This is a genomic window from Micromonospora craniellae (genome assembly GCF_014764405.1).
Lineage (GTDB): Bacteria > Actinomycetota > Actinomycetes > Mycobacteriales > Micromonosporaceae > Micromonospora > Micromonospora craniellae.
This window is the reverse complement of sequence record NZ_CP061725.1, coordinates 796,564-810,190: the sequence shown is the minus strand read 5'-3', so window position 1 is coordinate 810,190 and position 13,627 is coordinate 796,564. Positions and strand designations below refer to the sequence as shown.

Here is a 13,627-nt window from a genome sequence, read left to right as displayed (position 1 = left end):
CCGTCCATCGGCCGCCCTCCTGAACCGGTTGCTTCCGACGCTCCATCGGCCTACGCTGATGCCTGTCTCGCCGGGCCTCTCACCGCGGCTGCCGGGCTACAGCCGCCGCACCTGCCACTCACCGCAATCCCTCCTGGGCACGGGGGAGAGAAACTCCTGCGAGGAATCGATGAGAAGACTTTTCGGGGCCGTCGGCGCCGTCCTGCTGGCGACCGTCGCCGCAGTGTTCGCCTTCGGCCCGTCGGCGCACGCCGCCACCGGGTTCACGGTCAGCGGCGGCAAACTCTACGACGCCAACGGCAACGAGTTCATCATGCGCGGCGTCAACCACGCGCACACCTGGTACGCGAACCAGACCAGCTCCTTCGCCAACATCAAGGCGCTCGGGGCGAACACCGTCCGGGTGGTGCTGGCCAGCGGTGACCGGTGGACCCGCAACAGCGCCGACGACGTGGCGAACGTGATCCAGCTCTGCAAGACCAACCGGCTGATCTGCGTCCTGGAGGTGCACGACACCACCGGTTACGGCGAGCAGAGCGGCGCCGCCACCCTGGACCAGGCGGTCGACTACTGGCTGAGCATCGCCAGCGTGCTCAACGGCCAGGAACGGTACGTGATCGTCAACATCGGCAACGAGCCCTACGGGAACCAGAACTACTCGTCCTGGGCCACCGACACGTCGAACGCGATCCGGCGGCTGCGTACCGCGGGCTTCGCGCACACCATCATGGTGGACGGCCCGAACTGGGGCCAGGACTGGTCCTTCACGATGCGGGACAGCGCGCCGACGGTGTTCAACGCCGACCCGGCCCGCAACACGGTCTTCTCGATCCACATGTACGGCGTCTTCGACACCGCCGCCGAGATCAGCGACTACCTGGGCCGGTTCCGCAGCCGGGGCCTGCCGATCGTGGTCGGCGAGTTCGGCCACTACCACTCCGACGGCGATCCCGACGAGGACGCCATCCTCTCCTACACGCAGGCCAACGGCATCGGCTGGTTGGGTTGGTCGTGGAGCGGCAACAGCAGCGAAGTGGGCTACCTCGACATGGCCACCTCGTTCAACCCCAACCAGCTGACCAGTTGGGGCCAGCGCCTGTTCAACGGCACCAACGGCATCCGGCAGACCGCCCGGGAGGCCAGCGTCTTCGGCGCCACGCCGCCGCCGACCACGCCGCCGCCGACCACGCCGCCGCCCACCACGCCTCCGCCGACGACCCCGCCGCCCACCACGCCTCCGCCGACGACCACCCCGCCGCCGGGTGCCGGCTGCACGGCGACGTACTCGATCACCGGGCAGTGGCAGGGCGGCTTCCAGGGCGACGTCCGGGTGACCGCCGGCAGCCGCGCCATCACGGGCTGGACGGTGCGCTGGACCTTCACCAGCGGCCAGTCGGTGAGCCAGTCCTGGAACGCCACGGTCACCAGCAGCGGCAACGCGGTGACCGCTCGCAACGTCTCCTACAACGGTCAGCTCGGGGCCGGCGCCAGCACCAGCTTCGGTTTCATCGGTAGCTGGAACGGCAGCAACCCGGCTCCTGCGGTGACCTGCACCGCGAGCTGACGACGTACCTCCTCGGTGGCCGGGTCCCGCGCGGGCCCGGCCACCATCACCCTTTCAGGTGAGACGAACGGCGCGCATCAGCAGGTAGCGCTGTTCCGGCAGGCTGGCGGTCAGGTCGGCGGCCGTGACACCTGCACGGTGTGCCACTCGATCAGGAGAAGGTTCTGTACCTCCCGCCAGAGCTTGTCGAACGACGATGAGTTCGCCCGTGCGGCGTGCAGATCGAACTTTGCGGCCAAGGGTGCCTGGTCCACCTTGGGTAGGACCACCCCGACTTTGGTGTTCGCCCGGGCTGCCTGCGCCCGGCCGAGTAGGCGTGGACCGAGGTCGGCTGGGCAGTGATCGTCGGCGTCGAGCAGCACGAATCCGCGTGACTGGCCCCGGTCCCGCGCAGGTCTTCCCAGCTAGCTCTCAGGGCGGCCCGATACGGTGCCGCCGTCAGCGTCCGTTCCTAAAGGGAGCCCGGGCACCAGACCCGCAGGAGAACTGAATGGTCTTCAAGAAGATGTTGAGCGCGTTCGGCGTGGGCGGTCCGAGTGTGGACACCGTCCTGGCCAACCCGAACACCAGGCCCGGGCTGGCCCTCGACGGTCAGGTGAACCTGCTCGGCGGGGAGGCGGTGGCGAGCATCGAGCAGATCGTGATCGGCCTGGTCACCCGGGTCGAGGTCGGTGAGCAGGCCGGGGTGATGGAGTTCCACCGGCAGGTCGTCAGCGGCCCGCTCCAGCTTGCCGCGAAGCAGGCGCTGTCCATCCCCTTCCAGCTTCCGGTGCCGTGGGAGACTCCCATCACCGGGCTGTACGGCCAGCGGCTGCACGGCATGACGATGGGTCTGCGTACCGAGCTGGCGATTGCCCGCGCGGTCGACAAGGGCGACCTGGACGAGATCAACGTGCACCCGCTGCCGGTGCAGGAGCGGATCCTGGAGGCGTTCCTCCAGCTCGGCTTCCGCTTCAAGAAGGCCGACCTGGAGCGCGGCATGATCCAGGGCGTACGCCAGACGCTGCCGTTCTACCAGGAGATCGAGTTCTTCGCCGCGCCTCAGTACGCGCAGACCGTCAACGAGCTCGAAGTGACGTTCGTGGCCAACCCGCACGGCGTGGACGTGGTGCTGGAGTGCGACAAGCGGGGCGGGTTCCTCGCACCGGGCCAGGATGTGTTCGGCCGGTACCAGGTGGCCCACTCCGACGCCGAGCGGTCCGACTGGGTGGAGACGGTCGACGGCTGGATCCAGGAGACGATCGGGCGGTTCGGCGCGTTGCGTGCCCAGGGGTACGGCCCCCAGGGCTACGGTGCGCCCGGTTTCGGCCCGCCGGGGTACGGCGCGCCGCAGGGCTACGGTCCGCAGGGTTACGGCGCCCCGAACAAGTTCGGCCCGCCGCAGCGGCGGGGCGGGGTCGGCATGGGCGGCGTGGTCGCCGGCGCGGCGCTCGGCGCGGCGGGCGGCATGCTCGCCGGTCACATGATCGGCAACGCCTTCGACGGTGGCGAGGAGGAGGTCACCGAGGCGGCCGGCGACTTCGGCGGTGACTTCGACGGCGGCGGTGACTTCGGCGGCTTCGAGGAGTTCTAGGCGACGCCGCACGCGTTCGGCGGGACGCGTGGAGACAGGACGGTGGCCCTCCGGGAAGTCTCCCGGAGGGCCACCGCACGCGAGGGGTCAGCGCCGCCCGCGCTGCTTGCGCTCCGCAGCCGAACGCCGCTGGCTACCCGCCTTGGCGAGGCCACGGCTACCCAGGTAACCGATGGTCAGCAGCGTGATGAAGAACCACGCCTGGCCGGGGTTGTTCAGGTTCAGGCCGTTCGCAGTGGTCCCACGCCAGAAGGCAGAGATCACCACGAGGGTGACAGCCGCCGCGTAGATCCAGAACTCGGTCGTCAGGAACGAGTTCTTGGTCTCCGTACCCGGGGACATCATCTCCTCCCGGTGCCCGTCGTGCATCGCCGGCATCGGGCGGGTGGGTGCCTCCTGCATGGCCTGCCGGTGCTGGACGTCCTGCATCGGACGGTTCATCGGCCTGGTGGATGCAGCCTGCGTGCTCATCTGTCCTCCTCAGGATGTGATGAGTCGTCACCTGCGACCCTCGCCCCGCTACCGCGTGTCGGCCACGGCACGGTTCGCGCACTTGGCGGGGGCACCCGGCGTCTACCCGGCGGCCGGGGGGCAGTAACACCCCGCCACCTGCCCTGATCTGTCGAGCCGGAGATACCTGCCCGGACCGACGAATGCCTCCCGAACGAGTCGGATGTCGCGTTCCGACGCCCCTCGCCCACGAGCAAGACCCCCCCCTCGCCCACGAGCAACCGGCGCCCGTCACCGAGCCACCGACGCGGACCGGTGGACGGGTGGTGCGGGTTTGCCGGGCCGGTCACCGGGCACGCCATCAGGACCGACGCTTCTGCGAGGTGATGGATCGTGCGTGAGGACGACATGCGACAGAACGCCGCCCGCCGGGCCGAGGAACGGATCGCCGGCGGCGTGTACGGCGAGGGCGCCGTGGACGAGGTGACCGTGCCGCCCACCGATGTGGAGAGTGCCATCCAGCGCGACGACCGGGACGATCCGGCACACGTGCCGATCGACCCCACCGTGCTGCGTGACGGCGGTCCCACCCGGGGGCAGGGCGCGATCACCACGACGGGCGGTACGGCCGGACCGGCCAGCGCCCGTCGGGTGGCCCGTCAGCCGGAGCGGCACCGGGGCACGGTGGCGCCGACCACCACCGGCGACGCCACCACCGGCGGGCTGAGCACCCCGTCCGGCGGCAGCACGAGCGACCAGTCCACTCCCGCCACCCACGTGGGCAGCTTCGACTAACCACCCACCCACCGGCCCGGCCCCGGAGGGGCCGGGCCGATCCCGTCCCACCCGAGTGCGTCGCCCGCCCCCGCCCCCGCGGTGTGCCACAAGTCCATGATCGGCGGGGTAGGGCGGTGGGGCTACGCGGTGGGGGTGAGGGTGGTCAGGCGTTGGGTGGCGCGGGTCAGGGCCACGTAGAGGTCGCTGCGCCCACGGGGCGACTCGGCGACGATGCGGTCCGGGTCGACCACGATCACCGAGTCGAACTCCAGGCCCTTGGCCTCGGCGACGGTCAGCACCACGACCCGGTTCTCCAGGTCGGGCTGCTCGCCGACGGCCGCCTCGGGCAGCGCGGTGGTCAGGGCGGTGCCGAGGTCGTCGACGCGACCGGCCGGGACGATCACCCCGAGCCGTCCGTCGGTGAGCCCGGCCGCCTCGTCGGTGGCCACCTCGATCAACTCCGCCGCCAACCGGTCCGCCGGTACGTCCCGCGTGCCGGGCGGGAAGCCGCTGGCACGTACGGCGCGGGGTGGGCGCAGGGTCGGGTCGATCTCGGCGAGTACGCCGGCGGCGACCTCCATGATCTCGGCGGGAGTGCGGTAGCTGACGGTCAGCTCGGTCAGTCGCCACCGGTCGGCCACGTACGGTGCCAGCGCCTCCGACCAGGACGGGGTACCGGCCAGGGCCCCGGTCTGGGCCACGTCGCCGACGATCGTCATGGAGCGGCTCGGGCACCGGCGCATCAGCAGTCGCCAGGCCATCGGGGAGAGTTCCTGCGCCTCGTCGACGATGACGTGGCCGAACGCCCACGACCGGTCGGCTGCGGCGCGCTGGGCGGTGGTCAGCCGGTCGGCCTCCTCCTGCCGTTCCAGCAGCCGGTCGGCGTCGAGCAGGTCGGTCACGCCGAGGATCTCACCGCCGTCGGCCTCGTCCTCGACGTCGATGGAGCGGGAGCCCCGGGCGATCTCCAGCACGCCCTCGGCGTACTCGCGCTCCATGGCCCGGATGCGTTCCCGGCGGGCGGCGGCGGCCCGGTCGTCCTCGCCGAGCAGTTCCGCCGCCTCGTCCAGCAGCGGCACGTCGGCCGAGGTCCAGCCGCCGGGCTCGCGGTGCAGGGCGGCCCGTTCGTCGGCGGTGAGCATCGGCGCGGCGGTGGCGATGCGGTCGGTCGAGGCGTACAGGTCGGCGAGCAGGCGTTGCGGGGTGAGGACCGGCCACAGCTCGTCCAGCGCGGCGGTGATCTCCGGTTCCTCGCGCAGCTCCCGGCGGATCTCGGCACGGTCGGCCTCTTCGAGCAGGTTCTCCCCGCCCAGCGGGTCGGCGCCGATGCGTTCGGCGACCTGGTCGGCCAGGGCGTGGATGACCTCGACGTCGAACAGGGCGCGGGCCAGGTTGTGCGGGCGGTCGCTGTGGCGGACGCGGTCCCGGGCGGCCCGGACGGTCGCCGGGCCGAGCACCAGGACCTCCTGCTGCGGCAGCTCGATCTCGACCGGCTCGTCGGGCACCTCCTGCCGGTCGCGGACCGCGTTGGCCAGCACCTCGGTCATCGTCGACCGTCCCTTGAGGGCCGCGGTGGTGGCCGGCTCCGCGCGGCGGGCGCTGACGCCGGGGAAGAGGTCCCCCGGGGTACGCAGCAGCACGCCGGTCTCGGCCAGCGCGGGCAGCACCTGCGAGATGTAGCGCAGGAAGGTGACGTTCGGGCCGACCAGCAGCACGCCCCGGGTGGAGAGTTCCCGGCGGTGCGTGTAGAGCAGGTACGCGGCCCGGTGCAGCGCCACGGCGGTCTTGCCGGTGCCGGGGCCGCCCTGCACCACCAGCACCCCGGACAGGTCGGATCGGATGATCCGGTCCTGTTCGGCCTGGATGGTCTCGACGATGTCGCGCATCCGGCCGGTACGCCCGGCGTTGAGCGCGGCCAGCAGCGACGCCTCGCCGGTCAGCTCCTCGTGGGCGGTGGGGGATGCGGTGTTCAGGTCCAGCACCTCGTCGTCGAGGGCGACCACCTTGCGCTGTCGGGTACGCAGGTGTCGCCGCCGCCGGATGCCCTGTGGGTTGGCGGCGGTGGCGAGGTAGAAGGCGCGGGCGGCCGGGGCACGCCAGTCCATCAGCAGCGGGTCGTGGTCGCCGTCGGTGTCGAAGATGCCGATCCGGCCGATGTAGTGGCGTTCGTCGTCGTCGGTGTCGAGCCGACCGAAGCAGAGGCCGTTCTCCACCGCCGCGAATTGCTCGACCTGTTCGGCGTACATGCGGACCGTGCTGTCGCGTTGGGAACGGGCCTGCAATGTGCCGCCCGTCGCCCGCAACTGGTCGGTCAGCCGCTGTGCCGCCTGCTCCCGCAGGTCGTCGAGGCGCTGGTAGAGCATCGAGACGTACTCCTGCTCGCGGCCGATCTCGTCGTCGGACGGCGAACCGCCGGAGTGCCTTGACAATCCGTCTCCCGGTGGGTTAGAGTCCGGCTTAGGAACGGCTTTCTAGCCGTTCTTTTTCGTTGCCTGAACTGCCGAAGATACCGCGCGGCGACCGCCGGAGCCAAGGCGGCCCGGCCGGTCACACCACCGTGTGTGCGACGCCCGTGCCCTGATTCCGGGCGGTGTGGTCACCGGCGTTCGGTGCAGACCTCGTCGGATCGGGCGACGGTGTCGGTGGACCAGGCGACCGCGACCGTGAAGCAGTAGTCGAGGCTGCGGTTGAGGCCGTAGACCACGAAACTGTCGGTCCCGGCGGGCAGGTCGGCGAAGGGGTTCATCGGCTGTCCGTTCCGGCCGCCCGAAATGATCACAGGCCCTTCCGCCCCGGCGGGGTACGTCCAGCGCAGGGTGACGCTGTCCCGGTTGTCGCGCAGCGAGAGCCCGGTGGGCGGGGCGCCGGGGGAGACCGGCGGTGCGTCCGGTGGCGACGCGGACGGGGTCGACACACCACTCGGGGCGTCCCCGGCGGTGGGGGAGCCCGGTTCGCCCGGGCCGTCGACCCGGGACACCCCGGCGATCACCGCAGCGGCACCGAGCAGCACCACCACCACGCCCGCCCCGATGATCGGCACCAGCCGGTTCGGCGTGCGGGACGGCGGCGCGGCCGGCGTGCGGCGTACCGGCACCGGGAGCAGTCGGGACGACGGGCCGGTGCGTTCCGGTTCCAGCCGGCGTAGCCGGTACACCCCGGGTGCCTGCGGTGCCGGACCGGTCAGGCCGATCACGCTCGGCGGTACGGCCGCCCCGCTCGACTCGGCCGACGGCGTCGGGGCGGGCCGGGCCGGGTGGGCGGGATCGGGGGAGGGCGGCTCGGTCGGTTGCCCGGTCCACCAGTCCTGTGGTGGTCCGGCCGGGCCGTCCACCGGCTGCCGTGGGGTGGGCACCGGCGACGCCGTCCCGGCGGGCGGCTGACCAGCCTGGTGGCCGTGACTCGGGTGGTAGCCCTCGGCCGGGTGCTGCTCCCCGGCGTACCGGGCGTCCGGCGGGTCGCCCGCCGTCGGCCACGACCCGGCGGTGCCCGTGGACCACCCGCCCGTACCGCCGCTTCCCGCCGGCCACGCGCCGTCTCCGGCGCTGTCCGTGGGCCAGATGGTCTCGCCGGGAGCGTCGGTGGGCCAGGTCCGCCCGTCGGTGGCCGCTGCGGGCCAGCCCCGCGCGTCGTTGGTCCCGGCCCACGTCGCCGCGTCGTCGGCGGTCGACGTGGGCCAGGTCGGCGGAGTCGCGGACGCGGGCTCGTCCCAGTCGGCCCGGGGGGCGTTCGGCGGCGGGTCGCCGGTGTCGTGGTCGGACCAGGTGGGCCGGGCCGCGGCGGTGGCGCCCTCCGGCCGGTCGCCGCTGGGCGGGGCGTCGCCCGGTGTCCGGGCGGCCGGTACGACCGGGTCTTCCGCGCCCACCGGCGGGGTGTCGGCGCAGACGTGACCGGGGTTGGCCGGGGCCCGGGACAGCGACGCCACCTGGGCGGTCAGCGGGTCGTCCGGGGCGAGGTGCCGGCGGGCGAGTTCCCGGGCCAACGCGAGGTGGTCCTGCGCCTCGGTGAACTGCCCGCAGTCGCGTTGCATCGAGCCGAGCCGGGCGAGCATCTTGATGCCGCTGGGCTGCCCGTCGCCGTAGACCTCGCGGTGCAGCTCCCACGCGTCCTGGAGGCGGTCGCGGGCCACCTGGCACTGGCCACGGGCGTACTCCACGGTGGCCAGGTCGGCGTGTGCGGCGAGGACCCGCAGGGACTCCGGACCGTCCGAGGCGGTCAGCTCGATGATCACTTCCTGGTACAGCCGGGCGGCCCGGGAGCAGCTGCCCACCCTGTGCAGCACCGCCGCGAGGGTGGCCGCCGCAGCGACCGTACGCGGCTCGGAACGGCCGTGCAGGCGGGTGGTGGCGGCGTACGCGTAGGCGGCCCAGCCTCGTGCCGAGTGCGGTTCGCCGAGGGCGACCAGCACCCGCGCGTGCAGGCCGGCCGCCTCGGCCATCTCGGGTGTCGCGTTGGCCGGGCGCGGGTCGGCGCCGGTCAACGCGTCGGCGAGGAGCCGTTGAGCGCCGGCGAGGTCGCCGGAGGAGACCAGGTCGTGCGCCTGATCAGTCAGTTCACCGAAGCCGGAGGGCACGCCCCATCGTGCTCAACCGACGACGTTAAGTACAAGACCCGCGCCGGAGTGGTTCGGTCAGGATCCGGTCAGGGTCGGGTCAGGCGATCGGCCAGTGCCTCGCTGATCCGGCGCAACTGGTCGACCTGTGCGGGGCTGAGCGCGTCGAAGAGGTGGCGGCGTACCCCGTCGACGTGGCCGGGCGCGGCGGCGGCCAGCGCGGCGAAGCCGTCGTCGGTGAGCAGGGCGATCTGCCCTCGCCGGTCGGTCGGGCAGTGCTCCCGACGGACCCAGCCGGCGGCCTCCAGGCGGGTCACCGCGTGCGAGAGCCGGCTGCGGGAGGAGCCGCTGGCGTCGGCGAGGTCGCTCATCCGCAGCCGACGCTCCGGGGCCTCGGAGAGTCGGACCAGGATCTCGTAGTACGCGTGCGGCATCCCGGCGTCGCGTTGCAGCTCGCGGTCGAGCGCCTCCATCAACGCGCGGGAGGCGGTCAGGAACGCTCGCCAGGTGCGCTGTTCGTCCGGGTCCAGCCAGCGGGTCATGACCCCCATCATAGCGGCGATAGTTGAACGCTCAACTAAAGCGCGCTAGCCTCGGCGCCATGGGAATCCATCGCCTCAACCACGCCGTCCTCTACGTCAGTGACCTGGAGCGCAGCGTCGCCTTCTACCGCGACGTGCTCGGCTTCCGCCGGGTGCCGATGACCCCGGAGGGGTTCCGGGGCGCCGCCTTCCTCCAGGCACCGGACTCCACCAACGACCACGACCTCGGCCTCTTCGAGATCGGCGCAGGAGTGGGCCGGTCGACCGCCGGTCGGGCCACCGTCGGTCTCTACCACCTCGCCTGGGAGGTGGACACCCTCGACGACCTGGCCGCCACCGCCCGCCGGCTGGCCGGGGGCGGCGCGCTGGTCGGCACCTCCGACCACGGCACCACCAAGAGCCTCTACGGCCAGGACCCGGACGGGCTGGAGTTCGAGGTGGTCTGGCTGGTGCCGGCCGACCGCCTGGACGACGCCGCGCTCGACGCCCGCACCCGGATCGGCCGCCTCGACCTGGCCGCCGAGATCAGCAGGTACGGCGGCGACACCCGGGGTGGCATCGGCATCTCCGTGCCGGCCGCCGCGTCGCACTGACCCGTCCCGGCCCGCCCCGCAGAGCGCGCGCCGATCGCGCCCGGCTGCCGAGGGTGGCCGCGTCGCGGCCGGGCGGTGCGGTAGAACGGCAGGGTGGCGGATGAGGTGGGGCGGCAGGTGGTGATCCGGCACCTGAGGGTCTGGGTGCCGGGCGCGTTGCGGCGTGCGCGCCGGGCGACGGTGGTCCTCGGGTACGACGGGCGCGACCCCGCCCTGGCCGAGGAGGTCGTCCGGGTGGCCGGCGAGTGCGCCGCCGACGTCCGTGGTGCCCGGTTGACCGTGCTGGTGCTGGCCGGCGGCACCGAGGAACTGCCGGCCCGGCTCGGTGCCGCCGAGGCGGGACTGCCCGCCGAGGTCACCGTGCACCTGATGCCCGGTCCGACGGCCCTGCTGCCGGTGGCGCTGCGCGCGTCCGGGGCGTCCGGCGCGCCGGTGCTGTCCTACCTGGAGGTGGAGGACGCCGTCGATCCGGTGGCGCTCTCCGCCGCCGCCTCCGGCCGACCCGGTGAGGTGCTGGTGCCGGCCGGTCCGGACACCCCGCTGCGGTCGGCGCTCGTCGACTCCGGGTTCCCGCTGGTCGCCGAGGTCGAGGTGCCCTCCGGTCGGCGGATCGGCTTCGGCACCGCCTCGGACCGCAGCATCGAGTCGTTCAAGGAGAGCCTGTGGGAGGTGGGTGCCGGCCAGGCGGACCCGGTGCCGCTGGGCCGGGCGCTGCTCGCCGAGCTGTCCCGCACCGGCCCGCGTACGGTGACCGAGCTGCGCCGGTACGCGGTCACCGATACGGCGTACCGGGCCGTGGACGCGGTGCGGGCACTGGACGCGTTGCTCGACGCGGGCGAGGTGCGGCGTGACCCGGAGCAGGGGAGGCTCGGCGGGGACGTGGTGATCACGGCCGCCGCTCGGTGACCCGTTCGCGGCCCCGGAACGCATATGCGAACGGGGCGTCGGAGTGCTCCGACGCCCCGCGCGACCTCCGGGCTCACGTCCGGGACTTGTCCTGCCTCCAGGAGAGCGGGCCGGGCAGGTCGACGCGGTGCGCCTTGGCCCGCGAGTTCCACGACCAGCGACCGATCTTGATGCTCCAGGACGAGAAACCGTTCTCGGTGAAGTTCAGGATCAGCGGCCCGTACTTCTTGCGTTTGCGGAACATCAGACCCATCGTGGGCCTCCCTTCGTCACGTCCCCGCGCGGCATCGAAGATTCCCGAAACGAAGATTCGCCAAACCACGCCATGCATAGTGGAATCGGACGTCCGCCGTAGCCCGAATATCCTATTCATCAGATGGGTATTGTTGGGTTCAAGATCCTGGTTGAATCGACAGTGTGTGAGGTAGGCATCAGCGGGGTTCCCAGGCGTCGGGCGCCGTGGTCAGTCGACGGACGTGGGCGGGCAGTCGGCCACCCACCACGTCGGCCAGACTCACCTCGTCGACCACCCGGCGCAGCGAGGCGCGCACCGCCACCCACAACCCGGGCAGGTGCTGCGCCACCCCGTCGTAGCTGGTCTCCTCCGGGCGCAGCCCGCGTACGCCGGCCAGCGGCCCCTCCACCGCGCGCAGCACCGCCCCGATGGTCACCTCCCGGGGCGGCCGGGCCAGGGCGTACCCGCCCTCGGCGCCGCGCTGGGCGCGGACCAGGCCGGCCCGGCGCAGGTCGGCCAGGACCGCCTCAAGGAATTTGCGAGGCATGTCCTGCTCCGCGGAGATGGTCTGGGTGGACAACAGTGACGGGTACGCGGCGGCCAGGCTCAGCGTCGCCCGTACCGCGTAGTCGCCGCGCGCGGAGATCTGCACCCTGCCATCATGCCCAACCGGCCCGGGGCAGGGCGTCGCCGGGCTGACGGAGTCACCGACCGGATGCGTCGGGTCACGCTCAAGACCTGTCGACCGGCCTCATGGGACATGCCTCAACGGGCCTCGACCGCCGGGCGGGACCGCAGTATCGGGGCCGGTTCGGCGGGCGGGCGGGGCCGGACGACCGGGCTCGGCGCGGGTTGCTCGCGGGCGGCCCGGAACGCGCCGGGGCTGACCCCGACCTCGCGGGTGAAGAACCGGCCGAAGTTGGTCGGCTCGGTGAAGCCGAGCTGCCGACCGATCCGGGCGATGGGCTCGTCGGTGGCGGCCAGCAACCGGCCGGCCTGGAGCGCGACCCGCTCGTCCACCACCTGCTTGGCGCTGCGCCCGGTCACCGCCAGGCAGGCCCGGGTGAGGGTACGCACCGAGCAGCCCAGCCGCTCGGCGTAGTCCTCGACCCGGCGGGTGCGCTGGTAGCCGCGCTCCACCTCGCGGCACAACCGGCGGAAGGTCTCCTCCTCGGGCCGACCTGCGCGGCGTGACTCGGACGGCAGCATGCTCAGGCGCAGCAGCAGCACGGTCAACTGGTGGCGCAGCAGGCTGCGGCCGGCCGGCACGTCCTGGTGCCGGCCGACGTCCACGGTCAACTGGCTGACTTCGTTGATGACCGCGTCCTCGTCCTCACCGGCGAGCTGCACCCGGGTGGGCACGTCGTGGACGTCGACGTCGAGCCCGCGCAGCGCGTCCGGGTGCCAGCGGACCACGGTGGCGTCGAGGCGGGGCGGCGGGCAGCGCAGCACCTGCCCGGCGCGTACGCGCAGTAGTGTGCCGGGCCGGCAGGGCTGGGCACGGAAGTCGACCTCGGCGACACCGTGACCGCCCGTGCTCAGCACGATCAGCTCGCGGTCGAGCAGGACCGGGCGTCGCCACGCCGCGTCGGGCGTCAAATCACACAGTGTGATCGTGTCGATGACGTGCGGGCCGGAGGCGGCGTTGGGCAGAACCCTGTCGAGGTGACCGGAAGGGACCATCACCTGCGACGTTAGCCCGCGACCGGCCGGTACGCACCTCTGGCGGCACCCGCGTGGCGGGTGCGTCGCCGAGCCTGCGCCGTCGCGTCGACGCCCCGATCGACGCGGGTGGGTGAGGTGCTCTTGTCGGCGTATCGGCCGCCGGTTACGTTACCGGTCGGTAGTCATCTGGTCGCCGTGGCGGACGAACGGTCCGCGTCGGCGGCCCGCCCCGCCGGGGGCCGCGGCCGGCTCGCGAGGGGTGGATGAGCATGCAGGATCTGTTCTCGGTCGACGGCAAGAACGTCCTGGTCACCGGCGGATCACGGGGGATCGGGCTGATGATCAACATCGGCTCGGTCGACGGCATCCGGGTCCCGGCCATGGAGGTGTACGCCTACTCGGCGACGAAGGCGGCCCTGCACATGCTGACCCGTACCCTGGCGCACCAACTCGTCGGCGAGCGGATCACCGTCAACGCCGTCGCCCCGGGACCGTTCGAGAGCAAGATGATGGCGTTCGTGCTGGACGACCCAGATGCCCGGGCCGCCGTCGAGGCACAGGTGCCGCTCGGTCGGATCGGTCGCCCGGAGGACATGGCCGGCGTCGCGATCTTCCTGGCGTCGCGGGCCGGCGCGTACCTGACCGGCGCGGTGATCCCGGTCGACGGGGGCATGACCGCGCACGGCTGAACACGGACGGGCCAGCCGTGGGCCGGGTCGCGTGGCACGGGTGGTGCCGGTGGTGTGCGTACCGCCGGACAGGCCGGGGCCGCG

At 72.7% G+C, this 13,627-nt stretch carries 12 protein-coding genes and 1 pseudogene; 6 read left to right on the top strand and 7 right to left on the bottom strand.

From position 1 onward, the window contains the following. The first annotated feature begins 169 nt into the window (after nt 1-169). On the top strand, nt 170-1,564 hold the full coding sequence (locus tag ID554_RS03680) for a cellulase family glycosylhydrolase (RefSeq protein ID WP_117226515.1): 1,395 nt from the start codon (nt 170-172) through the stop codon (nt 1,562-1,564). Nucleotides 1,565-2,054: 490 nt separating this feature from the next. After that, entirely contained in the window at nt 2,055-3,137 is a 1,083-nt protein-coding gene (locus ID554_RS03675) for a sporulation protein (protein WP_117226513.1), read from the top strand. A gap of 87 nt (nt 3,138-3,224) precedes the next feature. Here ID554_RS03675 and ID554_RS03670 read toward each other — a convergent pair whose 3' ends face one another. Then, nucleotides 3,225-3,566 (bottom strand): hypothetical protein, encoded by a 342-nt coding sequence (locus tag ID554_RS03670; protein WP_191088856.1) that lies wholly within the window; start codon nt 3,564-3,566, stop codon nt 3,225-3,227. 414 nt (nt 3,567-3,980) lie between these two features. On the opposite strand from ID554_RS03670, the gene ID554_RS03665 reads away from it, so the two are divergent. Continuing rightward, complete coding sequence (locus ID554_RS03665) at nt 3,981-4,382, top strand: hypothetical protein (protein WP_117226511.1); 402 nt, start codon at nt 3,981-3,983, stop codon at nt 4,380-4,382. Nucleotides 4,383-4,504: 122 nt separating this feature from the next. Here the strand turns inward: ID554_RS03665 and ID554_RS03660 are convergent, their stop codons facing one another. The 3 genes from ID554_RS03660 to ID554_RS03650 form a co-directional block, all read right to left on the bottom strand. Further along, a complete protein-coding gene (locus tag ID554_RS03660) occupies nt 4,505-6,727 on the bottom strand; it encodes a HelD family protein (protein ID WP_117226778.1) in 2,223 nt (740 codons plus the stop codon). Nucleotides 6,728-6,960: 233 nt separating this feature from the next. Continuing rightward, nucleotides 6,961-8,934 carry a tetratricopeptide repeat protein gene (locus tag ID554_RS03655; protein WP_117226510.1) on the bottom strand — a complete coding sequence of 658 codons (1,974 nt, stop codon included), beginning with the start codon at nt 8,932-8,934 and terminating at the stop codon, nt 6,961-6,963. A gap of 68 nt (nt 8,935-9,002) precedes the next feature. After that, a complete protein-coding gene (locus tag ID554_RS03650) occupies nt 9,003-9,464 on the bottom strand; it encodes a MarR family winged helix-turn-helix transcriptional regulator (protein ID WP_117226777.1) in 462 nt (153 codons plus the stop codon). 50 nt (nt 9,465-9,514) lie between these two features. Between ID554_RS03650 and ID554_RS03645 the strand changes: the two genes are divergently transcribed. Continuing rightward, nucleotides 9,515-10,048 (top strand): VOC family protein, encoded by a 534-nt coding sequence (locus ID554_RS03645; protein ID WP_117226509.1) that lies wholly within the window; start codon nt 9,515-9,517, stop codon nt 10,046-10,048. A 93-nt stretch (nt 10,049-10,141) separates the two neighbouring features. Continuing rightward, nucleotides 10,142-10,954: a hypothetical protein gene (locus tag ID554_RS03640; protein WP_117226508.1), complete on the top strand. Its 813-nt coding sequence runs from the start codon at nt 10,142-10,144 to the stop codon at nt 10,952-10,954. Nucleotides 10,955-11,027: 73 nt separating this feature from the next. Here ID554_RS03640 and ID554_RS03635 read toward each other — a convergent pair whose 3' ends face one another. The 3 genes from ID554_RS03635 to ID554_RS03625 form a co-directional block, all read right to left on the bottom strand. Beyond that, nucleotides 11,028-11,207 (bottom strand): DUF4236 domain-containing protein, encoded by a 180-nt coding sequence (locus ID554_RS03635; protein ID WP_117226507.1) that lies wholly within the window; start codon nt 11,205-11,207, stop codon nt 11,028-11,030. Nucleotides 11,208-11,385: 178 nt separating this feature from the next. After that, nucleotides 11,386-11,841 (bottom strand): RrF2 family transcriptional regulator, encoded by a 456-nt coding sequence (locus tag ID554_RS03630; protein WP_117226506.1) that lies wholly within the window; start codon nt 11,839-11,841, stop codon nt 11,386-11,388. 113 nt (nt 11,842-11,954) lie between these two features. After that, nucleotides 11,955-12,872: a helix-turn-helix transcriptional regulator gene (locus ID554_RS03625; protein WP_117226505.1), complete on the bottom strand. Its 918-nt coding sequence runs from the start codon at nt 12,870-12,872 to the stop codon at nt 11,955-11,957. Between the two features lie 320 nt (nt 12,873-13,192). Here ID554_RS03625 and ID554_RS03620 point away from each other — a divergent pair. Then, a pseudogene (locus ID554_RS03620) lies at nt 13,193-13,543 on the top strand (SDR family oxidoreductase); the annotation flags it as partial. Nucleotides 13,544-13,627: the final 84 nt, after the last annotated feature.